26 protein-coding genes are annotated in these 24,814 nt (G+C 61.3%); 17 read left to right on the top strand and 9 right to left on the bottom strand.

All coding sequences use genetic code 11. The features are described 5' to 3' along the window. Positions 1 to 145: 145 nt before the first annotated feature. Entirely contained in the window at positions 146 to 1,147 is a 1,002-nt protein-coding gene (locus NTD84_RS19245; protein WP_262168599.1) for a FecR family protein, read from the top strand. 54 nt (positions 1,148 to 1,201) lie between these two features. Here NTD84_RS19245 and NTD84_RS19250 read toward each other — a convergent pair whose 3' ends face one another. Beyond that, positions 1,202 to 3,547, bottom strand: a complete 2,346-nt coding sequence (locus tag NTD84_RS19250) for an acylase (RefSeq protein ID WP_262168601.1) — start codon at positions 3,545 to 3,547, stop codon at positions 1,202 to 1,204. 302 nt (positions 3,548 to 3,849) lie between these two features. Between NTD84_RS19250 and NTD84_RS19255 the strand changes: the two genes are divergently transcribed. Continuing rightward, complete coding sequence (locus NTD84_RS19255; RefSeq protein ID WP_262168603.1) at positions 3,850 to 4,212, top strand: fe2+ zn2+ uptake regulation protein; 363 nt, start codon at positions 3,850 to 3,852, stop codon at positions 4,210 to 4,212. A gap of 19 nt (positions 4,213 to 4,231) precedes the next feature. On the opposite strand, the gene NTD84_RS19260 is transcribed toward NTD84_RS19255, so the two are convergent. Beyond that, positions 4,232 to 4,420, bottom strand: a complete 189-nt coding sequence (locus tag NTD84_RS19260; RefSeq protein WP_100943910.1) for a hypothetical protein — start codon at positions 4,418 to 4,420, stop codon at positions 4,232 to 4,234. A gap of 169 nt (positions 4,421 to 4,589) precedes the next feature. Between NTD84_RS19260 and NTD84_RS19265 the strand changes: the two genes are divergently transcribed. Beyond that, positions 4,590 to 4,727: a hypothetical protein gene (locus NTD84_RS19265; RefSeq protein WP_262168606.1), complete on the top strand. Its 138-nt coding sequence runs from the start codon at positions 4,590 to 4,592 to the stop codon at positions 4,725 to 4,727. 6 nt (positions 4,728 to 4,733) lie between these two features. Here the strand turns inward: NTD84_RS19265 and NTD84_RS19270 are convergent, their stop codons facing one another. After that, complete coding sequence (locus NTD84_RS19270) at positions 4,734 to 5,657, bottom strand: LysR family transcriptional regulator (protein WP_262168608.1); 924 nt, start codon at positions 5,655 to 5,657, stop codon at positions 4,734 to 4,736. Positions 5,658 to 5,775: 118 nt separating this feature from the next. Between NTD84_RS19270 and NTD84_RS19275 the strand changes: the two genes are divergently transcribed. Beyond that, complete coding sequence (locus NTD84_RS19275) at positions 5,776 to 6,771, top strand: aldo/keto reductase (RefSeq protein WP_262168611.1); 996 nt, start codon at positions 5,776 to 5,778, stop codon at positions 6,769 to 6,771. Between the two features lie 49 nt (positions 6,772 to 6,820). Here NTD84_RS19275 and NTD84_RS19280 read toward each other — a convergent pair whose 3' ends face one another. Then, positions 6,821 to 7,351 (bottom strand): hypothetical protein, encoded by a 531-nt coding sequence (locus NTD84_RS19280; protein ID WP_262168613.1) that lies wholly within the window; start codon positions 7,349 to 7,351, stop codon positions 6,821 to 6,823. Positions 7,352 to 7,618: 267 nt separating this feature from the next. Between NTD84_RS19280 and NTD84_RS19285 the strand changes: the two genes are divergently transcribed. The 4 genes from NTD84_RS19285 (at position 7,619) to NTD84_RS19300 (ending at position 10,574) form a co-directional block, all read left to right on the top strand. Further along, positions 7,619 to 8,065 carry a DUF411 domain-containing protein gene (locus tag NTD84_RS19285; RefSeq protein ID WP_262168616.1) on the top strand — a complete coding sequence of 149 codons (447 nt, stop codon included), beginning with the start codon at positions 7,619 to 7,621 and terminating at the stop codon, positions 8,063 to 8,065. After that, complete coding sequence (locus NTD84_RS19290; RefSeq protein ID WP_262168619.1) at positions 8,065 to 8,499, top strand: YqaA family protein; 435 nt, start codon at positions 8,065 to 8,067, stop codon at positions 8,497 to 8,499. The genes NTD84_RS19285 and NTD84_RS19290 overlap by 1 nt, the downstream gene beginning before the upstream one ends. 85 nt (positions 8,500 to 8,584) lie before the next feature. Further along, positions 8,585 to 9,607, top strand: coding sequence for an alpha/beta fold hydrolase (locus NTD84_RS19295; protein ID WP_262168621.1), 1,023 nt, complete (start codon positions 8,585 to 8,587; stop codon positions 9,605 to 9,607). A gap of 13 nt (positions 9,608 to 9,620) precedes the next feature. Continuing rightward, entirely contained in the window at positions 9,621 to 10,574 is a 954-nt protein-coding gene (locus NTD84_RS19300; protein ID WP_262168623.1) for a D-2-hydroxyacid dehydrogenase family protein, read from the top strand. A gap of 116 nt (positions 10,575 to 10,690) precedes the next feature. Here the strand turns inward: NTD84_RS19300 and NTD84_RS19305 are convergent, their stop codons facing one another. Next, entirely contained in the window at positions 10,691 to 11,464 is a 774-nt protein-coding gene (locus NTD84_RS19305; RefSeq protein WP_262168626.1) for a class I SAM-dependent methyltransferase, read from the bottom strand. A gap of 137 nt (positions 11,465 to 11,601) precedes the next feature. Between NTD84_RS19305 and NTD84_RS19310 the strand changes: the two genes are divergently transcribed. From NTD84_RS19310 to NTD84_RS19325, 4 genes are read left to right on the top strand one after another with little or no spacing between them, the layout of a single operon-like run. Further along, positions 11,602 to 12,162 carry a cytochrome b gene (locus tag NTD84_RS19310; protein WP_262168628.1) on the top strand — a complete coding sequence of 187 codons (561 nt, stop codon included), beginning with the start codon at positions 11,602 to 11,604 and terminating at the stop codon, positions 12,160 to 12,162. A gap of 23 nt (positions 12,163 to 12,185) precedes the next feature. Further along, the gene (locus NTD84_RS19315; RefSeq protein ID WP_262168632.1) at positions 12,186 to 12,716 is read left to right on the top strand and encodes a tetratricopeptide repeat protein; all 531 of its coding nucleotides are present in this window, start codon (positions 12,186 to 12,188) and stop codon (positions 12,714 to 12,716) included. A 46-nt stretch (positions 12,717 to 12,762) separates the two neighbouring features. Beyond that, the gene (locus tag NTD84_RS19320) at positions 12,763 to 13,260 is read left to right on the top strand and encodes an RNA polymerase sigma factor (RefSeq protein ID WP_262168718.1); all 498 of its coding nucleotides are present in this window, start codon (positions 12,763 to 12,765) and stop codon (positions 13,258 to 13,260) included. Then, positions 13,257 to 14,024, top strand: a complete 768-nt coding sequence (locus NTD84_RS19325) for an anti-sigma factor family protein (protein ID WP_262168635.1) — start codon at positions 13,257 to 13,259, stop codon at positions 14,022 to 14,024. The genes NTD84_RS19320 and NTD84_RS19325 overlap by 4 nt, the downstream gene beginning before the upstream one ends. Positions 14,025 to 14,176: 152 nt before the next feature. Here the strand turns inward: NTD84_RS19325 and NTD84_RS19330 are convergent, their stop codons facing one another. The 3 genes from NTD84_RS19330 to NTD84_RS19340 all read right to left on the bottom strand — a co-directional run bounded on the left by NTD84_RS19330 (position 14,177) and on the right by NTD84_RS19340 (position 16,568). After that, the gene (locus tag NTD84_RS19330) at positions 14,177 to 14,452 is read right to left on the bottom strand and encodes a hypothetical protein (protein WP_262168639.1); all 276 of its coding nucleotides are present in this window, start codon (positions 14,450 to 14,452) and stop codon (positions 14,177 to 14,179) included. A gap of 109 nt (positions 14,453 to 14,561) precedes the next feature. After that, positions 14,562 to 15,863 carry an ATP-binding protein gene (locus tag NTD84_RS19335; protein WP_262168642.1) on the bottom strand — a complete coding sequence of 434 codons (1,302 nt, stop codon included), beginning with the start codon at positions 15,861 to 15,863 and terminating at the stop codon, positions 14,562 to 14,564. Positions 15,864 to 15,866: 3 nt separating this feature from the next. Then, complete coding sequence (locus NTD84_RS19340; RefSeq protein WP_262168646.1) at positions 15,867 to 16,568, bottom strand: response regulator transcription factor; 702 nt, start codon at positions 16,566 to 16,568, stop codon at positions 15,867 to 15,869. A 294-nt stretch (positions 16,569 to 16,862) separates the two neighbouring features. On the opposite strand from NTD84_RS19340, the gene NTD84_RS19345 reads away from it, so the two are divergent. The 3 genes from NTD84_RS19345 to NTD84_RS19355 all read left to right on the top strand — a co-directional run bounded on the left by NTD84_RS19345 (position 16,863) and on the right by NTD84_RS19355 (position 21,871). Next, positions 16,863 to 18,020: an efflux RND transporter periplasmic adaptor subunit gene (locus NTD84_RS19345; protein WP_262168648.1), complete on the top strand. Its 1,158-nt coding sequence runs from the start codon at positions 16,863 to 16,865 to the stop codon at positions 18,018 to 18,020. Between the two features lie 14 nt (positions 18,021 to 18,034). Beyond that, a complete protein-coding gene (locus NTD84_RS19350; protein WP_262168650.1) occupies positions 18,035 to 21,124 on the top strand; it encodes an efflux RND transporter permease subunit in 3,090 nt (1,029 codons plus the stop codon). A gap of 105 nt (positions 21,125 to 21,229) precedes the next feature. Further along, on the top strand, positions 21,230 to 21,871 hold the full coding sequence (locus NTD84_RS19355) for a DUF1345 domain-containing protein (RefSeq protein ID WP_262168652.1): 642 nt from the start codon (positions 21,230 to 21,232) through the stop codon (positions 21,869 to 21,871). Positions 21,872 to 21,893: 22 nt separating this feature from the next. Here the strand turns inward: NTD84_RS19355 and NTD84_RS19360 are convergent, their stop codons facing one another. Then, complete coding sequence (locus NTD84_RS19360; RefSeq protein WP_262168655.1) at positions 21,894 to 22,994, bottom strand: fibronectin type III domain-containing protein; 1,101 nt, start codon at positions 22,992 to 22,994, stop codon at positions 21,894 to 21,896. Positions 22,995 to 23,212: 218 nt separating this feature from the next. Between NTD84_RS19360 and NTD84_RS19365 the strand changes: the two genes are divergently transcribed. Both NTD84_RS19365 and NTD84_RS19370 read left to right on the top strand, forming a co-directional pair. Beyond that, positions 23,213 to 24,052, top strand: coding sequence for an AraC family transcriptional regulator (locus tag NTD84_RS19365; RefSeq protein WP_262168657.1), 840 nt, complete (start codon positions 23,213 to 23,215; stop codon positions 24,050 to 24,052). 53 nt (positions 24,053 to 24,105) lie between these two features. Continuing rightward, positions 24,106 to 24,714, top strand: a complete 609-nt coding sequence (locus tag NTD84_RS19370) for a LysE family translocator (RefSeq protein WP_262168659.1) — start codon at positions 24,106 to 24,108, stop codon at positions 24,712 to 24,714. Positions 24,715 to 24,814: the final 100 nt, after the last annotated feature.

Here is a 24,814-nt window from a genome sequence, read left to right on the forward strand (position 1 = left end):
ACAGGAACTGGGTGCTCAGGCCGCAGCTGCAGACAGTTCAGGGCCTTAGGGACAAAATAAACACCCCGTTTGATGGGTAAATGCCATGACGGCTGTTCTCGCAGACTCCCCCCAAGGTTAGAATGCACGAAATCAGGATGAGTCAATGACCGACAGCCCTTTCTCACAAGCCGACTATGACGCCGTCACCGATGCCGCCGCGCACTGGTGCATGCGTCTGCACGCCAGCGACTGCACCGCTGAAGAGCGACAAGCCTTCGAGCAGTGGCGGGATGCGCATCCACTGCATGCCTTCGAATACGAGGCCATGCTGGAGATCTGGGTTGTCGCGGAAGATCTGCCTCGACCGGAAACCGTCTCCCCCGCCCCCCGCCTCAAACCCGCCACCCCCTGGCGTACCCTGGGCATTGCCGCCGCCGTCTGCGCCCTGGCGTTGCCCCTGGCGGCGTACGCCGGCTGGAACCTGGGCTGGCTGCCCAACTCGTATCAGCATTTCGAAGCGAGCAACACGGTCCGCCAGGTCACCCTGAAGGATGGCAGCCAGGTCGAACTGAACCTGGGCACCGAACTGACTTACAGTAACTACAAGGATCAACGCCGGGTCACGCTGCAAAAGGGTGAAGCGTTTTTCCGTGTCACCCACGACGCGGCCCACCCTTTCATCGTCAAGGCGGGAGACGGCCGGATCCGCGTAACCGGAACCCAGTTCAACGTCTGGATGTATGAAGATCAGGTGCGGGTGAACCTGATTGAAGGCTCGGTGCTGGTCAGCAGCAACGAGGACCTGCCGGGGGATGGTTTGCGCCTCGAGCCGTCGATGCAGGCCCGCTACAAACACGGCGACTTTACGCCGCAGATCAGCCAGACCTACGCCAACGACACGTCGCTGGCCTGGCGCCAAGGCAAACTGGTGCTCGATGACCTGGCATTGTCCGAAGCGCTGCCCCTGATCAACCGCTACCTGACCCATCCGGTGATGGTCGCCGACAGCAGCACCGGCGCGATCCGTCTCGGCGGCATCTACAACATCAAGGAACTCAACACGCTTGTAGGGTCGCTGCCCAAAGTGCTGCCCGTCTACCTGACCCGTAACAAGGACGGCAACCCGGTCCTCAACTCCATGCCGCAACAACCGCCGAAAAGCTGAAAGGCCGCAACCCTCGCGAGGTGCGGCCTTCTTTTTATCCCAGCATTTTTCGTTTTACTGCCTCGCCACCTTCCCGGCTTTTTCGTCCTGTTCGCGGATCGTCTGCGCCTGATACTGCGGGTCCGAGGTGATCTGCTGTTCGGTGAACGGCATCGCGCTCAACTGCTTCGTCGAAAACGCCAGGGTCTGGTCATTCGAGTACTTCGAGGACGGGTCGCTGGACAGCGAGAACGCCAGCAACCCTTTGGCCTGCGGACCTTTGTCATCGAACGTCACGATTTGCAGGTAGCTGGTGCCACTGACCACTTCGCGTTTTCCATCGCTCCTCGACACACTCTGAATCGCGTTGTAAACGCCCAGGGCACCCGGCCCGCCGTGAATCGGCGTCTGCTTGCCGCCACTGCTGACCACCTGGATATCGCCCCAACGGCTGTCGCTCTTCAGCCCCGATGTGTTGACCCGCTCCACTGACGCCTGCATCGCATCACGCAAAGCGGTCGCCACCTCCGGGCGATCCACTGCCAGGCCGCGCGGGGTGTGTTGCGGGTCTTTCGGGTCGAACGCCACTCGCCAGACGTCCGGCGTTACCTGCAATGCCTCCATCACGTTCTGGAAATGCACGAAACCCAGGCCGCTGTCGAGATTGGCGCTGCGATCCCAGGCCTTGAGGCTGGCGCACAACGGCGCCAGCGTCGAGGCATCCGCGCCCAGGTCCGCCGCGCAGAACTGCAGCAGGTCCGGCATCACTTGCGCCGCCTGATACACCTGATCGTCCATCACCATGTGTTGCAGGTCCGCCGCCGTGATCGGCCCGGCCTTCTCCAACGTGCCAAGCCGATCCAACGCAAAGCGCGAGCGCAGGCCCAGCGGCTGGCCTTCCTGGCTGATCAACGGCGAGAACCCGGTGAGCGGCTGCGCCGGGTTGGCCATCCACGCCGAATCGTTGGAGTGCTGCACGAAATCCTTGCGCAGCAATTGCGGCAACCGGGCGGAGGCGTAGATGCCTTTTTGTGCGGCCTCCGGGTCGATGTCCCAGGCGCAAGCGCTGTTGGACCCGTCGAGCACGATCATCTGCAACCCGGCCCGCGGATCGCTGCATTGGGCCAGTTTGGCGGCATCGACGTTCGGCACCACCGACAGGTTCATGTACAGCGCCTGGCCCTTGTCGTCCGCAGCCAGGGTGTTGACCCACGGGATGCCCTGGATCGTGTGCACCGACGCCTGCAATTCTTCAAGACTGGTTGCGCGGTTCATCGCATACCACTGCTGCAGCACGCGGTCGTTATCGAGATTGGCGTCGCGCAAACTGAAGGCGAATTGCTTGTCCCACCCCAGTTTGCCCGGCCATTGCACGATCGGACCAAACTGCGAGCTGTAGACCACATGGGAAACCGCCCGGGTCTGCCCGTCCGGCTGTTTCACGCTGACGGTGACGGTTTGCTGTTTCATCGGCACCGACTTGCCGTCGAGCAGGTAACGCGTCGGATCCTGCGGATCGAGCTGCAGGCGATACAAGGTGAAGTGCTTGGACGAATCAACGGTGTGGGTCCAGGCCAGATGCTGGTTGAAGCCAATGTTGATCATCGGCAGGCCGGGCAGCGCGGCGCCCATCACGTCCAGTTTGCCGGGGATGGTCAGGTGCATCTGATAGAAGCGCATCCCGCCGACCCACGGAAAATGCGGGTTGGCCAGCAACATGCCGCGACCGTTGAACGAGCGCTCGCTACCCACGGCGACCGCGTTACTGCCGCGATCGAGGGCGAAGCGTTGCTGGCGTACTTCGGCGGTCTGGAACGCTGCGGGGCCAGCGGCGGCTTGCGCAACGGCGTTGGGCGGCTTCGCACCGGCCAGCGCTTCGGCAAACTGCCCCACACCGCCCTCGACCAACAGGCGACGGGTCAGCTTGACCAGGTCCTGCGCAGTGATGTCCCGCACCCATTCACCCCGACATTGCTGCGGCAAGCCCTGAGCGCGACGTTCTGCCAGCGAGCGGTTGTAGCCCGCCACATAACCTTCCATCAGGTCGCGGACTTCCGGGGTTTGTCCCTGCCAGAACGCGGCGACGGACTGCGGCGTATTCAGCCAGTTGAAAAACACGTCGCTGACTTGGTTTTCGCGCTCTTCGACGGTGAATTGTTCCGCGCCGAAATACCGCGAACGTTCGCCATTCACGGTGGTGATTTCATTGGCCAGCAGGCACAGATTGTCTTGGGCATAGGCATAGCCAATGCCGTAGCCGAGGCCACGTTCGTTGTCGGCGCGAATGTGCGGCACGCCGAAACTGGTCCGGCGGATCTCGGCTGTCGCCTGATCCGGCTGGCTACGCGCGTTGGCCGCAAGGCTCAGCCCCACCCATACCGCGGCAAGGCTCAATCGGGTTAACTGCCTGGTAATAATCACGCTCGCTCCTGAATGCAAATCAAACTGTAGGAGCGAGCAGGCTCGCGATGGTCGTCCAGGCAACGTTGGCATTCAGATAGCCCGCGTCATCGTTGACGACCATCGCGAGCAGGCTCGCTCCTACAGGGAACGAATTTGATGGCAAAAATTTAAAGGGGAGGAAGACGGGAATTTACGGGGTCGTGACGTAGCGGCGACAAAATTTCTACATCTGAGGCTTCATGATTTGCCTGGCTCATACGTCTTATGGGTAAGAGCACCAATACATCTTTTCGGTCCAGGCTCTGCAAAGGAGTTTTTGCATGTACAACTCGCAACTGCCAACGGACGGTAGCACTGCAGCGCTAGGTCACTCGGGCCTGTTCAATCAAAAGGCCGAGCGTCACGGCAATGAGCGGATCCGCGTCCTGCTCAAGAGCTTTGGCTTGCGCACCAGCCTGATTCGCCTGAAAGTCATCGACGCCCTGCTGAGCGCCGCCGAGAGCGACCGCAGCCTCGGCGTACGTGGCGTGCACAGCCACCTGCTAGACCTGGACATTCCCTTGTCGTTTCTCAGCGTTCGCGAAGTGTTGAAGCGCTTGTGCAGCGAAGGCGTGATCACGCTGAACGCGGACAAGAGCTACAGCCTGCACCCGCAGGCTGCCGCCGTACTGCACGGCGAGTAATCGCCCTGGCGGGCGTCGTTCAGGGTTTGACCTTGCGGCGCATCACGCCATTGATCACCACCACGAGAACCGCCACCCCAATGGCGATGTACTGGAACAGCTTCTCGCTGATGACCCCGGTGTTCTGCAGATACGACAGGCCAAACATGATCCCCAGCACGACCAGGGAGATCAGAATCGAATATTTCAAACGTTGCGACTGGGTCATTTGCCCTTTTCCTCAAACCTGAAACTGAACGTGAAAAATGTATCCGCTTTGTATCCGGATGCATGCCAAGCCCCTACCGTTTTTCGGGGATGGGGCGCTGCAAACGGGGTCTCATGTTACAGCCGATGAAGAGTTTTAGCTTCACGGCGTTAACCATGAGGATTTAGAAATGTTCCGTCGAATCGCCCTGCTGATTCCCCTGCTCGCCATTCTTTCCCTGAGCGGCTGCATTATTTTCCCCCACGGCGGCTGGCACGGCGACCACCACTACGACGACCGTGGTGGACCGGGTTATTACCATCGCTAACGCTTTTCATGGACGTGACTGATCCCTGAAAAAAATATTGCCCGGCTGTGTACACAGCTCAACCATCCAGTCGACGAACACCCGCACCCGTCGTGACAACTGACGGTGAGGAGGATAGAGCGCCGTCAACGGCATGACCGGTGGCGGCACTTCCCTCAGCACCTCGACCAGACGCCCCTCCTTCAATCGCCGCGCCACATGATAGTAAGGCGCCTGCACCAGGCCATATCCCGCCTCGCAGGCCGCCAGATAGCCATCGGCACTGTTGACCGAAATGTGCTTGGGCAGATTCAGAGCCTGCACCTGGCCATCCACGACAAACTCCAGCCCGAAACGTTTACCGTTGCTGGCCACGTATTCCACCATTTGATGCCCCGCCAGTGCCGCGAAGTCCTGGGGCATGCCGTGCCGTTGCAGATAGTCGGGGCTGGCGCAGGTGACCTGGTCCAACATGACCAATGGCCGCGCCACCAGCGAATCGTCAAGGGAGGAACCGCCCCGCAACACGCAGTCGACGCCTTCGCGGATCAGGTCGACAGGCCGGTCGTTTAGACCGATTTCCAGCTCGATCAACGGATAACGGGCGGTGAACTGCGGCAGCGCCGGAATCACGATCAAACGCCCGATGCCTGCTGGCATGTCCACCCGCAGCAAGCCTTTGGGGTTGTGCCGCGCGGCGGAGAACACCGCTTCGGTTTCCTCCAGGTCCGCCAGCAACCGCACGCAACGCGGGTAATAGGCCGCGCCATCGAGGGTCAGGCTGATCTGACGCGTTGTGCGTTGCAACAGCTGCACACCCAAATGCGCTTCCAGTTGCTTGATTAGCAGCGTCACCGAAGCACGGGGCATCTGCAGGCTGTCCGCCGCTTTGGCAAAACCGCCCAGTTCGACGATTCGGGTAAACACGCGCATGGCGTTGAGACGGTCCATTGCTTTGGCGTACCGACTGATTATTTAGAATTGATGAACAGTGATAGCAGTTTTAGCCGGTTTATCTCGTTTGTGTCGAGGTCAACAATGGGCGTCACATTCAAAAGGAGCTGATTTCATGCAAACACGTCAACTTGGAAAGAACGGTCCACGGGTCAGCGCCATTGGCCTCGGCTGCATGGGCATGACCGATTTCTACACCACCGGGGTCGACACCCGCGAAGCCATTGCTACCCTGCACCGGGCGCTGGAGCTGGGCATCAATCTGCTCGACACCGCTGACATGTACGGCCCGCACACCAACGAAGAGCTGATCGGCAAGGCCATCGTCGGCAAGCGCGATCAAGTGTTCCTGGCGAGCAAGTTCGGCATCGTCCGCGACCCGGCGAACCCGACTGCCCGGGGTGTCAACGGCCGCCCGGACTACATTCGTGCCGCCATCGACGGCACGCTCAAACGCCTGGGCGTCGACACCCTGGACTTGTATTACCAGCACCGTATCGACCCGCAAGTGGCCATCGAGGAAACGGTTGGGGCCATGGCCGACCTGGTAAAGGCCGGCAAGGTGCGTTACCTGGGATTAAGCGAGGCTTCGGCGGCGACCCTGGAACGGGCCAACAAGGCGCATCCGATCAGTGCGCTGCAAAGCGAGTATTCGCTGTGGAGTCGCGATCAGGAAGAAAACGGTTGCCTGGCGGCGTGCCAGCGACTAGGCATCGCTTTCGTGCCTTATAGCCCATTGGGTCGGGGTTTTCTGACCGGCGCGCTGAAAAGCCCGGACGATTTCGCGGCGGATGATTACCGGCGGTTCAGCCCGCGTTTTCAGGGTGAGAACTTCGCGAAAAATCTGCTGCTGGTACAGCAGGTTCAAGACCTGGCGGCGCAAAAAGGCGTGACGGCCGGTCAACTCGCACTGGCGTGGGTGCTGGCCCAAGGTGATTACCTGATCCCGATTCCCGGGACCAAACAGCGTAAATACCTGGAAGAAAACGTGGCGGCGCTGGAGGTCAAACTGAGCGACGACGAATTGCTCGCACTGGAAGCGATTTTCCCGGCGAATGCCACCGCCGGTTTGCGCTACCCGGAGGAAGTCATGAAGTTGCTCGACCGTTGACAGGCACCTGGCCCGTTCGGTCGCCCGAACGGGTCAGTGCAATTCGATCTCACGCCTTGGCGGAGAGGTTCTTGTCTGATGGTGTCGTACCGTTGCCCTTGCCGTAAGTGGCCAGGTTCTGCAGTACGTAGATCGCCTTCTTGTACTCGGGAATCAAGTAGTTCGCGTACTTGTTACCCTTCAGGTTGTTGTTCTGGATGGTATCCAGTTGCGTGGCGAAGTACTCAAGTGCGTTAAAGGGCGCATCCGGGTCTTTCGGAATACCGAAGCGATCGAACTTGTCACCGGCATTGCTCAGGGTCACCGCGGTCACGTCGGTGATCAGACCACGCTCTTTCAGGAAGGCCGTGAGATTGCCCAGCGACGTGGCGGTCACGCTTTCCGGGTTGAAACCCTTTATGTTCTTGTGCAGTTGCATCTTGTCCATCTTCGCCGTGTCGAGCGCGTTTGGATTGTTGCCCACCAGGGCCAGCATCTGCTTGACCTTAACGCTCTGGGCCACCGGCTTCGTGCTGGTGCCCGTGTCTTGAACAAGCAGGCCCGCTTTAGACGTCCAGGCGCCGGTATAACCGATTGTCATGAGCAAAGTCCTTGTAAGACGAGCATGGAAACTCCTTGTTCAAGCAAGTTAGGTGGGCGCGAGTATCGGTTTAGTTACAACACCCCACCAGCTTATATTTGCCGAGCTTACAATTTCAATACACTTCGGATACAAAGCACAACCTTGGCCCGCTGAAGCGTGGGCACGACCTGTCGCCGCGTATTACTTCGAAACAATCTACTGCCTCGGCGTTGGCTAGAATGGTCAGAATGCGTTTTTTGCCCGCCCCTCGAGACGAGATTCCCCATGCGAACCCCACTGAGTCTGATCGCGCTGAGCGCCCTGTTCCTCTCTTCCCTCGCCCAAGCCGCCGACCTGATCCCGATTGAAGTCCACCGCGACGCCAATTGCGGCTGCTGCAAAAAATGGATCAGCCACCTGGAGGCCAACGGTTTCGAGGTCGAGGATCATGTCGAAGCCAACATGAGCGACTTCAAGCGACAGCATGGCGTGCCGCCCCGCCTGGCCTCCTGCCACACCGGTTTGATCAACGGAAAATTCGTCGAAGGCCATGTCCCGGCCGATCAGGTGCTGGCCTTGAGCAAGCGCGACGACCTGTTGGGTGTGGCCGCCCCCGGCATGCCGATGGGTTCGCCGGGCATGGAAATGGACGGCATGAGTGATGCCTATCAAGTGATCGGCCTGAAAAAGGACGGCAATGACGTGGTGGTGGCGGACTACGCTGCCCATTGATGTCGGGTGCGTACGTCGGGTTGTTCTCCGCCGCATTCGGTGCGGCAACCCTGCTGCCGTTGCAGTCAGAAGCGCTGCTGGTGGGGTTGCTGCTCAGCGAACAGTACTGGCTCTGGTCGCTGCTGGCGGTCGCGACCCTGGGCAACGTCCTTGGCTCCTTGGTGAACTGGTGGCTGGGCCGAGGCATCGAGCGCTTTCGTGGTCGACGCTGGTTTCCGGTCAGCCCGAAGCATCTGGAAAAAGCCCGGGGGCATTATCAGCGCTATGGTCATTGGTCACTGTTGCTGAGTTGGGTGCCCGTCATCGGTGATCCGCTAACCCTGGTGGCCGGGGTGATGCGCGAGCCGGTTGGTCGCTTCCTGCTGATCGTGACCCTGGCCAAAGGCGCCCGCTATGGCGTGCTGGCCATGGCGACCTCGGGCTGGATGGGTTGAACGATCATTCGCGGCGATTGCCTGTGTTTAATGTCGCCCTAATCATGCCGATCCAGCATCGGCCGATTTCCTGTGGAGTTTGCCCATGTCCCTCCCCCGCTCCCGCTGGCTGGCCAGCCTGCTGCTGATCGCCGCCCTGCCTGTCATCGCCGCCGAAGGTCCGGAATACGGGCCGGAGCTGCAAGGTTTCGCGTACCCGTACACGGTCAAGCATTTCGCTTTCCAGTCCCAGGGCAAATCCTTGCAAATGGGTTACATGGACGTCGCCGCCCATGGCAAGGCCAACGGACGCAGCATTGTGCTCATGCACGGCAAGAATTTCTGCGGCGCTACCTGGGACAGCTCGATCAAGGCCCTGAGCGACGCCGGCTACCGGGTCATCGCCCCGGACCAGATCGGCTTCTGCACCTCCAGCAAACCTGACAACTATCAGTACAGCTTCCAGCAACTGGCCACCAACACCCAGCAATTGCTCAAGGCGCTTGGCATCCAGAAGGCCAGCGTGCTCGGACATTCCACCGGCGGCATGCTCGCCACCCGTTACGCGTTGCAATACCCCGATCAGGTCGAGCAACTGGCGCTGGTCAACCCGATCGGCCTGGAAGACTGGAAAGCCCTCGGCGTGCCCTATCGGACCGTGGATCAATGGTACGAGCGCGAGTTGAAACTGACGGCCGACGGCATCCGCAGCTATGAGCGCAACACCTATTATGGTGGTCGCTGGAAACCCGAATTCGATCGCTGGGTGGACATGCTCGCCGGCCTGAACAAAGGGCCGGGACACACGCAAGTGGCGTGGAACTCGGCGCTGATCTACGACATGATCTTCACCCAGCCGGTGTACTACGAGTTCAAGGACCTGAAGATGCCGACCCTGTTGATGATCGGCACCTCCGACACCACAGCCATCGGCAGCGACATTGCGACGCCGGAGGTCAAGGCCAGACTCGGGCACTACGATGTCCTGGGCAAGCAAGTGGCACAGTTGATCCCGCGGTCGACGCTGGTCGAATTCCCCGGCATGGGCCATGCGCCACAAATGGAAGAACCGCAACAATTCCACCAGGCCCTGCTCGCCTGGCTGAACAAAACCAACCCCGTTCGTTGATGAGGTAAGGCTGATGGCTGTGCAAATTGCGGTGATCGATGACTGGCAGAATGTCGCGCGGGACGTGGTGGACTGGTCGGCGCTGGATGCCATTGGCCAGGTGAGTTTTATCCATGACTACCCTGCCGACAACGACACGCTGGCGGCGCGCCTGGGTGACTTCGAAGTGATCTGTGTGATGCGCGAACGCACCCGCTTCGATGAAGACCTGCTGCGGCGGCTGCCGAAACTCAAGCTGCTGGTCACCGGCAGCATGCGCAACGCCGCGCTGGACTTGAAAGCGGCAGCGGCGCTGGGCATCCAGGTCAGCGGCACCGACAGCTACAAACACGCCGCGCCAGAGCTGACGTGGGCGCTGATCATGGCCGCGACCCGCAACCTGGTCGAGGAAGCCAACGCCCTGCGCGCCGGAAAATGGCAGCAAACGTTGGGGGGTGACCTGCACGGCAAGACCCTGGCGATTCTCGGATTGGGCAGCATTGGTCAGCGGGTTGCGCAGTTCGGTCAGGTGTTCGGCATGCGCGTGATTGCCTGGAGCGAAAACCTCACCGCCGAACGGGCCGCCGCGGCCGGCGTGACCTACGTCAGCAAACAGGAACTGTTCGAACAGGCCGACGTGTTGTCGGTGCATCTGGTGCTCAGCGACCGCAGTCGTGGGCTGGTCGACGCCCAGGCGCTGGACTGGATGAAGCCGACGGCGCTGCTGGTCAACACCGCACGCGGGCCGATTGTCGATGAAGCGGCGCTGATCAAGGCCCTGCAGAAACGACGCCTGGCCGGTGCAGCTCTGGATGTGTTCGATCAGGAACCCCTACCGCCGCACCACCCGTTCCGTACGCTGGAGAATGTGCTGGCGACACCGCATGTCGGGTATGTCAGCCAGCAGAATTATCACCAGTTCTTCTCGCAGATGATCGAGGATATTCAAGCCTGGTCGGCTGGAAAGCCGATCCGGTTACTGGGCTGATGCGCAAATCCTGTGGGGGCCGGCGTGCTGGCGCGGTGGTCTGACCGTCGGATATCCAGGGTGACTGATAATCCGCTATCGCGAGCACGCTTGCTCCTACAAAGGTTGGCGTTGGGCTAACTGATTTTTACTGCCACGAATGCCGCGGTCACATACGGCACCGTCACCACATCCTTGCCCCGCAATTCAGGCTCGGCTGCAATCAAAGCGCGCATTTGTTCATCCACCTTCTCACGCTCCGCCGCCGGCAATGCCGAAACAAAACTGGTAGAGCGCACGCGATTGAAAATCACGTCCTCCGCCGAGCCGGTGTGCCCATGGCTGAACTGCTGTTCTTGCAGCGGCCCGAACGCCGCGTGCGGAAACGCCTGACGCCAGGCTCCGGTGTAGAAACGCGGCGTATCGCCCTCCAGTGCATTGACGATCGCGTCCAGCTTGGGCACCCAGCCCACCCGGGTATCGCGCAGGTTCCACACCAGCCCCAGCTTGCCGCCGGGCTTGAGCACCCGGGCGATTTCGCTCAGGGCATCGCCGCTGGCGAACCAGTGGAAGGCCTGGGCGCAGACCACCACATCCACCGACGCATCCGGCAACGGCAGGTCCATGGCGGTGCCGCTGACGGCGAGCACATCGGGAAAGGCTTCGGCTAACTTTTCCAGCATCTGCGGCACCGGCTCCACAGCAATCACCTGTGCCCCGGTCGCCACCAGCCGGGCGGTGAACTTGCCGGTTCCAGCGCCCAGATCGACCACGGACTTATCCGCATTCAACCCCAGCATGTGCGCCAGCCAATCAGCCACTTGCGGCGGATAATCCGGACGACCGCGAACGTAAGTATCGGCAGCGGTTCTGTAACCGGCGGCCGCAGAATGATGAACGTGGTCTTTCATGACAACTCTCCAGATCGACGGCGAACGCTGTCGAGCATAGCGTCTGGGCCGGTCCTTTCCTTGAAAAGAATTGCAGAAAGAAATGAATAAATGTTTACCCCGAGGTGTTCACTTGGCAGAGCCCATGAGGATTGCCCATGAACAACTTGAACCCGGATTCACCGATACGTTACGACCGCCTGACCATGACCCTGCACTGGCTGACTGCCGTGCTGGTCATCGGCCTGTTCGCCAGCGCTCAAACCTGGGAGCAACTGGCCAAAGGCACGCCACTGCGCAAGGAGTTGCAGGCGCTGCATATCTCCTGCGGTATCCTGCTCGCGGTGATTGTCATCGCCCGGTTGCTCTGGCGCCTGTCCCAAGGCAAGCGCTTGCCAGCCGCCAACAAGGGGGCGATGAACATCCTGGCGAAGACCGCGCATGGGGCGCTTTATGCCTTGCTGCTGAGCCAGATCGTACTGGGTTTCCTGTTCCGCTGGGCCCAGGCAGAACCGTTCAGCTTTTTCGGCCTGTTCGATGTCCCAACCTTGGTCACCTTCGACAAAAGCATGAAATCGGTGTTCGGCGGCCTGCATGAGCAAGTGGCGTGGGTCATCATTATCCTGGCCAGTCTGCACGCGGTCATGGCGCTGGTTCACCATTACGGTTTGCGCGATAACACCTTGCGCCGCATGTTGCCGGGACGTGGTTCGAACTGAAAATAATCCTGTGGAGCCCTACCATGAATAACCGTCTTGCTGTGTTTACCGCCCCGCTGCTGCTCGCCGTTGCGTTGTCCGGCTCCCTGGCCCTGGCCAACGGCGAAGACAACGCACCGGCCAAACCCAATTGCCCCAAGGGCCAGGTCTGGGACAGCAAATCGCAGAAATGCGTGCTGCAGACCAGTCGCCTCGTGCCCGACGCCGACCGCACCGATTACGCCTACCGCCTGGCCAAGGACGGGCGTTATGAAGAAGCCTTGGCGTTGCTCGACACACTTGAAAACCCAAACACTGCCAAGGCGCTTAACTATCGCGGCTATGCCACGCGTAAACTGGGGCGCACCGACGAAGGCATCGGCTATTACCTGCAATCGGTCAAACTCGATCCGCAGTATGCGCAAGTCCGCGAATACCTCGGCGAGGCGTATGTAATCAAGGGTCGTCTGGACCTCGCGCAAGAACAGCTGCAGCAGATCAAGTCGATTTGCGGCAACACCTGCGAGGAGTACCAGGACCTGGCCGAAGCCATCAACGGCTCATCGAAAACCTGACGGGACGGAGGTCGCCATCGCCAGCGATCAGGCAATACGGGCAGAGCTGGGCCAGCACCTGGCGCGTTTATGGCGCTATGGCCTGCTGCTGTCCCGGCAACGGCATGTCGCCGAAGACCTGGTGCAAGCCACCTGCGTGCGGGCGCTGGAACGCGCCGGGCAATTTGACCCCGGCACTCGCATGGACCGCTGGCTGCTGAGCATCCTGCATTCGATCTGGCTCAATGAAGTGCGCTCGCGCCGGGTGCGTCAGGGCCAGGGGTTGGTGGAGGCCGACAGCGCTCTGTCGTTCGACGGCGAATACGTGGCGCAAACCCACGTCCTGGCAACCCAGGTGATCCGGCGCGTCGATGCGCTGCCCGAAGCCCAGCGCGAAACGGTATTCCTGGCCTACGTCGAAGGCTTGTCCTATCGCGAAGTCGCCGAGGTGCTGGACGTGCCCATCGGTACGGTGATGAGCCGCCTGGCGGCCGCGCGGGCCAAACTGGCCGAATACCCACCCATGCACGCGGTGCCCAACCCTTCCACCGGAGAACGTCGATGAACGATCACGCAAAACCATCTGACGAGCAACTGGTGGCGTACCTCGACGACCAACTCGACACCGACCAGCGCAGCCGTATCGACGCAGCCATTGCCGAAGATTCGACCCTCAACCTGCGCTTGCAATGGCTGGCCCGCAGCAGCCTGCCATTTCGCGAGGCCTACGATGACCTGGCACGTCAGGCACCGGTAGACCGTTTGCAAGCCATGCTCGATACCTTGCCTTCGCCGGCCCGGCCAGCCATGAGTCGACGCTGGTTTCTCACGGCGGCAGCCGGTCTGGTGGTCAGCGGCGTACTGGCGGACCGCTTGTTCCTCGGCTGGCAGGCGAGCCAGGTCAAGCACAACTGGCGTGGGCTGGTCGCGGACTATATGTCGCTGTACGTACCGCAAACCCTGGAACACCTGCCCAACGACGAAGCCGTCCAGCGCGCGCAATTACGCACCATCGACGCGCGCCTGGGGTTGAGCCTTTCACCCGGTCAACTGGTCCTGCCGCGCGTTGAGCTCAAGCGCGCGCAGATTCTCGAATACGACGGCGTGCCCATCGCGCAGATTACCTACCTGGACCCGGCGCATGGGGCCATGGCGTTATGCGTCACGCGCTCCAACAATGGCAGCCGGCATTTCGCCCATGAGCGCCGGCATGAGATGAACGTGGTGTATTGGTCGGACATGGAACACGCCTGGATGCTGATCGGACATAACCCGGCGACGGAGCTGGAGGACATGGCGCAACTGCTGAAGCGCCGGCTCAACGCGTAAGTACTGACGACGCCATCGCTGGCAGGCCAGCTCCCACCGGGTTTGGCGGCGTGCCCGGATGCGCTGTTGCAAACCCGACCCTGCAGGAGCCAGCTTGCTGGCGTTGAGGCCATCAGACATTGCGGCAAACTCGAGGATTGCCATACAAACCATCACACCCTATTGCGCTCGACGTAGCATTTTTCGAGGTCCAGGGCGCGTGGGAACTCGCCCGCGGGATCCATCAACACGGTGTACCGCACCTTGTCGCCGACAAAAAAATAATCGTCGCCCTCCGCGGTGATATTCAGCCCTATCCGCACGGCCAGCAGGGGCCAGCCGTCTTCCGGTATGACCATGGCGAATCGGGTCGTTGCTTCGTCGATCCGGACGCTCCTGATGGCGCCGATCGTTCCTACCGCGTTTGTTTTTATTATTACCGCGCCCATGAACCCTCCTTCCGCAGGCTACGCTCTGAAAAGCCTGACCGCGAGGGACCATCAAACGCCTAATTGCGGAACATGACTACTGTCAGGTTTGACAGGTGTTGCACTCATTTCAGGCCGGCGTCGGCAACCACAAGCGGAACCGCGCGCCCCCCAAAGGTGACGCTTCAACCGTCAACGTGCCGCCTTGAGCCTCCAGCGCCCGGCGACTGATCGCCAAACCGAGGCCGAAGCCGCCCGTCGCCCGATCCCGGCTGCGGTCCAGGCGATAAAACGGTTCGAAGATGCGCTCGCGTTCGTCGTCCGGAATACCGATGCCGTCATCGTCGACCCAGATCTCGCACCCTTTCGGGCATACCTGCACGCCAATCTGAATGCGCCTCTCGCAGTAGCGCATCGCATTGCGCAACAGGTTCTGAATCGCCCGGGCGGTCAGGCGCGGGTCGAGGCTGAAGCGTTCGAGCTGGCCATGCAGCAGCACGTCGATCACGATGTCGGGCGATTCCAGTTCCTCATCGACACTGCCCAAAATACTGTCGATGAATTCATCCAGCAACACCTCGACCTGCTCCGTCAGGCGCGCCGGATTTTGCAGGCGACTGTAGGACAGCAGCTCCAGCACCAGCTCGTCCAGTTCGCGAATGTGCGCAACCAGCCCCTGCAAACGCTCGCGACTGGCGGCGGGCAGGTCGTCGGACAGCGCCAGGGCCAGGCCGAAATCCAGGCGGGTCAACGGCGTGCGCAATTCGTGAGAGACCGCGTTGAGCAAATCCCGCTGCTGATTGAGCAGGTTCTCGATGTCGCCGGCCATGGTGTCGAACACATTGGCCAGGCTGCCGATGTTGGAACTGGCGGGGATCCTGGTGCGCTCGCTCAAGTGGCCCTTGCCGAAGCGTTCCGCCGTGCCTTTGAGGCGCTCCAGATCGCGCCAGTGCGGGCGCAGCCAGATCAGCAGGCACGCGAGCATGGTCGCGCCGATCAGCACGTTGATGCTCCAGTACAGCAAGTTGACGTCCATCGGGTCCGGCGGCACGACCATTTGCACCACGGTGTGCTCGTTCAACGGCGCCGCCGCCAGCGTGCGCCAGCCCCAGTCACCGATGCGCACCACGTTTTCGCCACGTTGCAAACGTTGCTGTTCGGCCAGGGTCAAGCCGTCATCGTCATTACGGCTGAGGACGATGTGGAGCGGACTGAATTGTTTGTCCATCTCCGTCGCCAACGCCGGCCACTCGGCTTCGGGCACGGCGTGGAACTGCTTGACGATCAGCGTTTGCAGGCCGCGGGAATAATCAAGGTTGTAGGTGACGAAGCGCTCCTGGAAGATCTTGATCACTACGTCCGGCACCAGATAGATCGCCGCGCTGTACGACACAATCGTTACCAGATACAGGCGAAAGAGGATTCTGTACATCGATCAGCATTCCCACTCGGAACGGCTGAACAGGTAACCCTTGCCCCATACGGTCTTGATCTTGCGCGCCTCGCCGGCGTGGTCATCGAACTTGCGCCGCAACTTGGAAATCGCCACGTCCACCGAACGGTCGGTGCCGTTGAATTCAATGCCGCGCAGGCGCTGCAGGATCTGGTCGCGGCTCAGCACTTCACCGGCATGACGGGCCAGCACCACCAGCAGGTTGTATTCGCCGCTGGACAATTCGACCAGTTGCCCGCGCCAGGTCACGGTACGTTCGGACAGGTCGATGCACAGGTTGCCCATGAGAATGCGGTCGTTAGCCGTCTGCGGTTCGCTGAGGCTGCTGCGGCGCAACAGGGTTCGTACACGGGCCAGCAAGACGCGGGGTTCGCAGGGTTTGGTGACGTAGTCGTCGGCGCCCATTTCCAGGCCGAGCACCTGGTCGTGGCTGTCGTCGCGGGCGGTGAGCATCAGGATCGGCAGCGTCGCCGAGTCCGCGCGCAGCAGGCGACAGACCTGCAGGCCGTCGAGCCCTGGCAGCATCAGGTCGAGGATCACCAGGTCCGGCGGATTGACCCGCGCCCGCTCGCGCACGTGGTCGCCGCGGCTGATGACGCTGACGGAATAGCCGTTGCGTTCCAGGTAGCTGGCAATCAGTTCGGAGAGCGCAGTGTCGTCTTCGACCAGGAGGATGTTGGGCATGGTGTTTCCAGGGAGTTCTGTGGCAACCCCAAGGCCGCTTTCGCGAGCAAGCCCGCTCCCACATTGGATTCGCGTAGCGCCAAAATTTATGACACGCAGAAGATTCCATGTGGGAGCGGGCTTGCTCGCGAAGGCGGGCTCGATGTCGCAAAAGGAATCAAGGCGTGAAGGATATACGCCCTCATCCACCCCTGAGCAAAACCCTTACACAATTTCACACAGCGCCTACAAAGCTTCACCGCTACCCTCGTCGGCGCCCCGTAGGATGCGGGAGTTCATTATTGGGGTATTTACATGTCGAAGAACCTGCTGGCCAAGCTCAGCCTGCTGGCCCTGGCGTTGACGCTGAGCGCGTGTGACAAGTCCTCGAACGCCGAAGAACCGGCGCCTCTGGCCACCGTGCGCATCGAGACCCTCGAAGCCCGGCCGCTGTCGATCACCAGCGAGTTGAGCGGACGGATTGCCGCGCCACGGATCGCCGAGGTCCGCGCCCGGGTTGCCGGCGTCGTGTTGCAACGGGTGTTCCACGAAGGCAGCGACGTGAAACAAGGCGACGTGCTGTTTCGCATCGATCCGGCACCATTCAAGGCAGACCTGGACAGCGCCGAGGCGGACCTGCGCAAAGCCGAGGCCAATGCCTTTCAGGCGCGTCTGCAAGCGCAGCGTTACGCCCAGCTGATCGAAGGCAACGCCATCAGCGGCCAGGACTACGACAATGCCCGCGCCGCCGTCCGGCAAACCGCCGCCGACGTCGCCGCCAACAAGGCCGCCGTGGAGCGGGCCAGACTCAACCTCGGGTACGCCACCGTCACCGCACCGATTTCCGGGCGCATCGGCCGCGCGCTGGTCACCGAAGGCGCCTTGGTCGGGCAGAACGAAACCACGCCGCTGGCGTTGATTCAGCAGCTGAATCCGATCCATGCCGACCTCACCCAATCGACCCGCGAACTCAACGACCTGCGCCGCGCCTTTCGCTCCGGCCAGTTGCAGGCAGTCGGTCAGGGTCAGGCCAAAGCCACGTTGATTCAGGACGACGGCAGTCTTTATCCGCTGCCGGGCAAGCTGCTGTTCACCGACATTACCGTCGACCCGGGCACCGGCCAGATCATCCTGCGCAGCGAGTTTCCCAACCCCGACCTCGATCTGTTGCCCGGCAGTTTTGTCCGGGTGCGCCTGGAGCAAGCGGTGAACCGGCAGGGCATCAGCGTGCCGCAGCGTGCCGTCCAACGGGACAGCGCAGGGATCGCGCAAGTGCTGCTGCTCGATGCGGAGCAGCGGGTTGGCCAGCAACCGGTCGAACTGGGCGCCGTGCAGAACGATCGCTGGATCGTCACCGCGGGCCTCAAGCCCGGCGACCGCATCGTCATCGAAGGCCTGCAACACGCCAGGCCCGGCGAGAAAGTGCAGATCGACGACACCCCTCTTCCACTTGCCCAGGTTTCCGGGCAGTAAGCAGGACGCTTTTTATGCCGCAGTTCTTTATCGACCGTCCGGTGTTCGCCTGGGTGGTTGCCCTGTTCATTCTGCTGGCCGGCGCACTGGCCATTCCGCAGTTGCCGGTGGCGCAGTACCCCAACGTCGCGCCACCGCAAATCGAGATCTACGCCGTGTACCCCGGTGCCTCGGCGCAGACCGTGGACGAAAGCGTGGTCAGCCTGATCGAAGAAGAACTCAATGGCGCGGACCATCTGTTGTACTTCGAATCCCAGAGCAGTCTCGGCAGCGCCACCATCAAGGCGACGTTCCAGCCGGGCACCGATCCGGAAATGGCCCAGGTCGATGTGCAGAACCGTCTGAAAGTCGTGGAGTCGCGCCTGCCGCAGGCGGTGAACCAGCAAGGCTTGCAGGTGGAGAAAGTCTCCGCCGGTTTCCTGTTGCTGATCACCCTGACGTCTACCGACGGCAAGCTGGATGACGTGGCGCTCAGCGATTACCTGGCGCGCAACGTGATGAATGAGATCAAGCGTCTCGACGGTGTCGGCAAGGCTCAGTTGTATGGCGCCGAACGGGCGATGCGAATCTGGATCGACCCGCAGAAGCTGATCGGTTTCAACCTGACCCCGGCCGATGTCAACGCCGCCATCGTGGCGCAGAACGCTCAGGTCTCGGCGGGCAGCATCGGCGATCTGCCGACCCGCACCACCCAGGAAATCACCGCGACGATTCTGGTCAAAGGCCAGCTGTCGACGCCGGAAGAATTCGCCGACATCGTGCTCAAGGCCAATCCCGATGGTTCTACCGTGCGCATCGGTGACGTCGCGCGGGTGGAAATCGGCAGTCAGGAGTACCAATTCGGCACACGCCTGAACGGCAAGCCCTCGACCGCCGTCGCCGTGCAATTGTCCCCCAGCGCCAACGCCTTGAGCACCGCGACCCTGGTGCGAGCGAAGATGGATGAACTGGCGCGCTACTTCCCGGCCAACGTCGAATACAAGATCCCCTACGACACGTCGCCGTTCGTCAAGGTCTCGATCACCAAAGTGGTTTACACCCTGGTCGAGGCGATGGCGCTGGTGTTCGCGGTGATGTTCCTGTTCCTGCAGAACATCCGCTACACGCTGATCCCGACCCTCGTTGTGCCGGTGGCGCTGATGGGCACTTTCGCAACCATGCTTGCGCTGGGGTTCTCGATCAACGTGCTGACCATGTTCGGCATGGTGCTGGCGATCGGCATTCTGGTGGATGACGCCATCGTGGTGGTGGAAAACGTCGAGCGGATCATGGTCAGCGAAGGCCTGTCGCCGAAAGAGGCAACCCGCAAGGCGATGCAGCAGATCACCGGGGCAATCATCGGCATCACCCTGGTGCTGGTCGCGGTATTCATTCCGATGGCGTTCATGCAAGGCTCGGTCGGGGTGATCTATCGGCAGTTCTCGTTGTCGATGGCGACGTCGATCCTGTTCTCGGCCTTCCTCGCCCTGACCCTGACTCCTGCACTCTGCGCCACGCTGCTCAAGCCCATAGCCAAGGGCGAGCACCACGAAAAGCGTGGTTTTTTCGGCTGGTTCAATCGCCGCTTCGAGCAATTGACCGAGCGCTATCAGGGCTGGGTCGCCTATGCGTTGAAGCGCAGCGGCCGTTACCTGCTGATCTATGTCGTGCTGCTTGTCGGCCTTGCGCTGTGCTTCAGCCGCCTGCCCTCGTCGTTCCTGCCGGTGGAGGATCAGGGTTACACCATCACCGACATCCAGTTACCGCCCGGCGCGAGCAAGAATCGCACGGTGCAGGTGGTCGAGCAGATCGAGGCGCACAACGCCAGCGAACCCGGCGTCGGTGACAGCACGGTGATCCTCGGCTTCAGCTTCTCCGGCAGCGGGCAAAACGCGGCGTTGGCGTTCACCACGCTGAAAGACTGGTCCGAACGCGGCAGCGATGATTCGGCGGGTTCGATTGCCGACCGCGCCAACATCGCCCTGAGCCAGATCAAGGACGCCGTGGCGTTCTCGGTCCTGCCGCCGCCAGTGGACGGTCTCGGCACCTCCAGCGGTTTCGAGTTCCGCCTGCAGGACCGTGGTGGCCTCGGCCATGCCACGCTGATGCAGGCGCGCACCGAGTTGCTGGCCGCCGCCGAGAAAAGTCCGATCCTGATGAACGTGCGCGAAAGCGCCTTGGCCGAGGCGCCGCAGGTGCAACTGATCGTCGACCGCAAACAGGCGAATGCACTCGGGGTGTCGTTTGCCGACATTGGCAGCGTGCTGTCCACCGCCGTGGGCTCGGCCTACATCAACGACTTTCCCAATCAGGGGCGGATGCAACGGGTGGTGGTCCAGGCGGAAGGCGATCAACGCAGCCAGGTCGCCGACTTGCTGAAGATGCATGTGCGCAACAGCAACGGCAAAATGGTGCCGCTCTCGGCCTTCGTCCAGGCCAAATGGACCCAGGGCCCGGCGCAATTGACCCGCTACAACGGCTACCCGGCGATCAGTATTTCGGGCGAACCGAAACCGGGTCACAGCACCGGCGAGGCCATGGCGGAAATCGAGCGGCTGGTGGCGCAAGGGCCGGCGGGGTTGGGCCAGGAATGGACCGGGCTGTCGCTGCAGGAGCGGCTATCCGGCAGCCAGGCGCCGATCCTGCTCGGGCTGTCGTTGCTGATTGTGTTCCTGTGCCTGGCGGCGTTGTACGAGAGCTGGTCGATCCCGACCTCGGTGCTGCTGGTGGTGCCCCTCGGCGTGCTCGGCGCCGTCCTGGCAGTGACCTTGCGCGGCATGCCCAACGATGTGTTCTTCAAGGTGGGTTTGATCACCATCATCGGCCTGTCGGCGAAGAACGCGATCCTGATCATCGAGTTTGCCAAGAGCCTGTACGACGAAGGTCACGACCTGATCGACGCCACGCTGCAAGCCGCACGCCTGCGCCTGCGACCGATCGTCATGACGTCACTGGCGTTCATCCTCGGCGTGGTGCCGCTGGCGATTGCTACCGGCGCCAGCTCGGCGAGCCAACAGGCGATCGGCACCGGGGTGATCGGCGGGATGATCACCGCGACGCTGGCGGTGGTGTTCGTGCCGGTGTTTTTTGTGGTGGTGATGAAGCGGGTTCGCAAAAAACGCTGAAGCCCCCGTGTAGGAGCGAGCATGCTCGCTCCTACACGGGGCGGTGTGGTCATAACCATCGCCGTTGGGCTATGTTGTTCCCACGATCCTGACTATCGAGCCGTCATGCCCTTCCTCGCCCGCACCCACCCTCGCCTGTCTGCCGCCGCCGCCCTCGGTCTCGCGGTGGGCATTCTGGCTCCAGCCGATTCGATCATCAGCAAAATCCTCCTCGGCTGGAACGCCGGGGTCTGGACCTATCTGGTGCTGATGCTCTGGCTCACCGCCCGCGCCAAGGCGCCGGATGTGAAGCGTATTGCCGAGATCGAGGACGAGAACGCCGGGCTGGTGCTGTTCATGGTATGCATCGCCGCCATCGCCAGCCTCGCGACCATCACCTTCGAACTGGCCGGCAGCAAGGACCTGGAAAACGCCAGCAAACTGCTGCACTACGGATTCACCGCGCTGACGGTCATCGGTTCATGGCTGCTGATCGGGGTGATTTTCAGCGTGCACTACGCACGCCTGTTCTACACCTGGAATGGCAAGGACCCGGCCCTGCGTTTTGCCGAAGGCCTGACCACCCCCAATTATTGGGACTTCCTGTACTTCTCGTTCACCATCGGCGTGGCCGTGCAGACCTCGGATGTCGGCGTGGCGACGCGGGAGCTGCGCAAGATCGTGCTGGCGCAATCGTTGATCGGCTTTTTGTTCAACACGGCCATTCTGGGGTTTTCCATCAATATTGCAGCGGGACTATTCAGCTGATAGCCGCTCAGAACCCGCGTGTTCACGGGGTAGTCACTTCGAGCGTCACCGGCTGCGAGTATTGATCGGCTGCATCCACCGCTCTGACAGTCAGCGTATAAGTGCTGGATGAACGCAGAGTTGAAAATGTGACCCCCTGAACGACACTCGTGATCTTTCTGGTGGAACCGCGATGGTTATCGGCTTCAGATACATACATGATAATACCGACAGCGTCACTGGGCCGCTCCCATACCAGCGTGATACTGGAGCGTGTAACGACGGACACCCGCACCTTTTCGGGCGGATCCAGCAGGGGTGTCTTGACCACGATCGAATCGCTTCTCGCCGAGCGATTCCCGGACGCGTCCACAGCCTCGACGAAAAATGTGTATTGGACCCCAGGCGTGAGTCCAACAGCCGTGAACACAGGCGCCGCCCCCTGCGACGCTCCCGTTAGCTCATCGTTTTTGAAGACCTCATATCTGCTGACTTCGCCGTGGTTATCTGCCCCCCAGATCAAGACTGCAGCTTTGCTCGAAAAGTTAAGGGCACCGAGGCCAACCGGCTTTCGCGGCGGCGTGATATCAAGGATGCCGGGATCAGAAAGATTGCCAGCGTTACTTCTGGCGCGTACTTCATAAACATCGGTTGCCAGCAGAAGATGTTTCACCGCGCAACTCACGCCGCGCTCCGTCATGAGCGCCTGGCCATTGCGAAAAATCACATAATTGAAAGGTGGCACCCCGCCCACAGGCGCCAGCCAGCTGAGCGTGAAACCGTTGTCTGTGCGATCGGTCGCCCGCAGTTCAGTCGGGCTGCCAGGGCTTGGCAGAAAAACAAAAACGCTGGGATCCGACAACACGCCATTCGCTGCTTTGGCCCGCACATGGACATGGGCGGCACCGTAGGTATTACCCAGCTGAAGCTCACAAGGAGGGCGGGTGACGTGGACAGTGGCGAAGGTGCTGCCCGACACCTCATAACCTTTCGCGTCGGGACACAAATGGCAGGTTGCATAGGGTTCGCTCCAGGTCAGCGTCGCCGAAGTCGATGACATTCTGTAGCCGCTCAGATTGCCGGGGGCGCAGATTTGCAATGGTGAGGCCACGTCGATCGAAACGCTCTCTGACAGCTTCTTCATGCTACGTCTCCCTAACCGGCCCGAATGCAATACCTTGTACACCGGAATATTCAACTGCGCGCCTGACAGAACTACTAGTTGACTTTGCTTAAGGGATGTGCACGAGCGACCTGATAGCGACTGCAACGCGCTCCACCCGCACATTTGTTCTAGACATTGGTCTGCTCAGGGAAGATAACGAATATCCCTACGGCACACGTAAACTGGCAAGCAGGCGCATGATTTCAACCAACTGGATCGATTTGGCCCAGGACGCCGACACCGGCATCGAGACGCTGCGCGCGCATTTCGAGGGGCACGCCTACGATCCGCACTGGCATGACAGCTACCTGGTCGGCGTGACCGAGCAAGGGGTGCAGCAGTTCAACTGTCGCCGGGCCAAACACCAGAGCACGCCCGGCAAGGTGTTTCTGCTCGAACCGGGAGACATTCATGACGGCGAGGCGCCGACCGCCGATGGATTCACCTACCGCATGCTGTACCTCGACCCGCATTGGCTGCAGCGTGAAGTCAGCGCCCTGTTCGACAACGCGCCGGACAATGCCGAGTTGAGTTTCGCCAACACCCTGGCCACCGACATGCGACTGGCACACGCCACCGGCCATGCGTTTCAGGCGCTGCATGGCGGCGAGCTGAAGATCGTGCGCCAGACCGCCCTCGATGGCCTGCTCGAACGCCTCACCACGCACTTGCACTGGCGCGCTCGCTACCGCGAGGACCCGCGCCTGCCTTTGGTGGCGCAAAAGGCCCGGGAATACCTGCACGCCCATGCCCACGAGGACGTCGGCCTTGATCAGTTGGCCGCCGCCACCGGCGTCGACCGCTTCCGCCTGACCCGCGCATTCAAAGCCGCATACGGCATCGCGCCCCACGCCTACCTGGTGCAATTGCGCCTGGCCACTGCCCGCCGGATGCTGGCCCGCGGCGAGCAACCGGCAACAGTGGCGATGGCGTTGGGCTTCGCTGACCAGAGTCACCTGGGTCGTTGGTTTGTCCGCGCGTATGGCCTGACGCCGGCGCTGTACCGCAAGCGTTGCTCAAATCTTCCAGACAGTTGACCCGCGCAGTTGTGAAGATCGACTTCACTGATCTTCACCGGAGTTTCCCTGCGATGTTTGCTTCTTTCCCGACGTTGTTGCCCTTCCTTCTGTTTGCTTTCGTGGCGTCGATCACGCCGGGCCCGACCAATATTCTGGTGTTGAGCAACAGTGCTCGTTATGGGTTGGCGGCGGCCATGCCAATCGTCTTCGGCGGTTGTGCCGGTGCGGCGGCCATCGTGTTGCTGGTGGGCAGCGGCATCGGTTCGTCGCTCACTGCGTTTCCTGCTGTGCAAACCGTGATGCAGTGGCTCGGCATGGCCTGGTTGAGTTACCTGGCCTGGCAGATCTTCAGCGCACCCGCCGAGGCGCTGGATGCGCAAGCCCCTAAAGCCCGACTCGGACTGGTGGGCGCCGCGAGCCTGCAACTGATCAATCCGAAAACCTGGATGATGGCGCTGGCGGTGGTCAGCGTGTTTGCCGGGGCTGGCGAACAGCGGTTGCACCACGTGATGTGTCTATCCCTGGCGTTTTTTTTGATTTCCCTGCCGTGTCTCGGGGCTTGGGCGCTGCTGGGTGCGGGGTCGACGCGGTGGTTGCGCTCGCCGCGTTCAATGCAGACTTTCAATCGCTGCATGGCCCTGTTGCTGCTGGGGTCGGCATGGCTCAGCGTCTGGGTCTGAAGCCCATTTGTCGGACAATCCGGGCTGAAGGGCTTGACGCAGGATTCGCTTTTGGTGTCTTCTGAAACCGGTTTCAGTGCCATCGCAATCGCACAAACCG

The organism is Pseudomonas sp. 14P_8.1_Bac3 (genome assembly GCF_025466085.1).
In the GTDB taxonomy this organism is placed as follows: Bacteria; Pseudomonadota; Gammaproteobacteria; order Pseudomonadales; family Pseudomonadaceae; genus Aquipseudomonas.

Coding starts and splice junctions, on each gene's coding strand:
- NTD84_RS19245 (WP_262168599.1), top strand. CDS start 146: ATGACCGACAGCCCTTTCTCACAAGCCGACTATGACGCCGTCACCGAT.
- NTD84_RS19255 (WP_262168603.1), top strand. CDS start 3,850: ATGTACAACTCGCAACTGCCAACGGACGGTAGCACTGCAGCGCTAGGT.
- NTD84_RS19260 (WP_100943910.1), bottom strand. CDS start 4,420: ATGACCCAGTCGCAACGTTTGAAATATTCGATTCTGATCTCCCTGGTC.
- NTD84_RS19265 (WP_262168606.1), top strand. CDS start 4,590: ATGTTCCGTCGAATCGCCCTGCTGATTCCCCTGCTCGCCATTCTTTCC.
- NTD84_RS19270 (WP_262168608.1), bottom strand. CDS start 5,657: ATGGACCGTCTCAACGCCATGCGCGTGTTTACCCGAATCGTCGAACTG.
- NTD84_RS19275 (WP_262168611.1), top strand. CDS start 5,776: ATGCAAACACGTCAACTTGGAAAGAACGGTCCACGGGTCAGCGCCATT.
- NTD84_RS19280 (WP_262168613.1), bottom strand. CDS start 7,351: ATGACAATCGGTTATACCGGCGCCTGGACGTCTAAAGCGGGCCTGCTT.
- NTD84_RS19285 (WP_262168616.1), top strand. CDS start 7,619: ATGCGAACCCCACTGAGTCTGATCGCGCTGAGCGCCCTGTTCCTCTCT.
- NTD84_RS19290 (WP_262168619.1), top strand. CDS start 8,065: ATGTCGGGTGCGTACGTCGGGTTGTTCTCCGCCGCATTCGGTGCGGCA.
- NTD84_RS19295 (WP_262168621.1), top strand. CDS start 8,585: ATGTCCCTCCCCCGCTCCCGCTGGCTGGCCAGCCTGCTGCTGATCGCC.
- NTD84_RS19300 (WP_262168623.1), top strand. CDS start 9,621: ATGGCTGTGCAAATTGCGGTGATCGATGACTGGCAGAATGTCGCGCGG.
- NTD84_RS19305 (WP_262168626.1), bottom strand. CDS start 11,464: ATGAAAGACCACGTTCATCATTCTGCGGCCGCCGGTTACAGAACCGCT.
- NTD84_RS19310 (WP_262168628.1), top strand. CDS start 11,602: ATGAACAACTTGAACCCGGATTCACCGATACGTTACGACCGCCTGACC.
- NTD84_RS19315 (WP_262168632.1), top strand. CDS start 12,186: ATGAATAACCGTCTTGCTGTGTTTACCGCCCCGCTGCTGCTCGCCGTT.
- NTD84_RS19325 (WP_262168635.1), top strand. CDS start 13,257: ATGAACGATCACGCAAAACCATCTGACGAGCAACTGGTGGCGTACCTC.
- NTD84_RS19330 (WP_262168639.1), bottom strand. CDS start 14,452: ATGGGCGCGGTAATAATAAAAACAAACGCGGTAGGAACGATCGGCGCC.
- NTD84_RS19335 (WP_262168642.1), bottom strand. CDS start 15,863: ATGTACAGAATCCTCTTTCGCCTGTATCTGGTAACGATTGTGTCGTAC.
- NTD84_RS19340 (WP_262168646.1), bottom strand. CDS start 16,568: ATGCCCAACATCCTCCTGGTCGAAGACGACACTGCGCTCTCCGAACTG.
- NTD84_RS19345 (WP_262168648.1), top strand. CDS start 16,863: ATGTCGAAGAACCTGCTGGCCAAGCTCAGCCTGCTGGCCCTGGCGTTG.
- NTD84_RS19350 (WP_262168650.1), top strand. CDS start 18,035: ATGCCGCAGTTCTTTATCGACCGTCCGGTGTTCGCCTGGGTGGTTGCC.
- NTD84_RS19355 (WP_262168652.1), top strand. CDS start 21,230: ATGCCCTTCCTCGCCCGCACCCACCCTCGCCTGTCTGCCGCCGCCGCC.
- NTD84_RS19360 (WP_262168655.1), bottom strand. CDS start 22,994: ATGAAGAAGCTGTCAGAGAGCGTTTCGATCGACGTGGCCTCACCATTG.
- NTD84_RS19365 (WP_262168657.1), top strand. CDS start 23,213: ATGATTTCAACCAACTGGATCGATTTGGCCCAGGACGCCGACACCGGC.
- NTD84_RS19370 (WP_262168659.1), top strand. CDS start 24,106: ATGTTTGCTTCTTTCCCGACGTTGTTGCCCTTCCTTCTGTTTGCTTTC.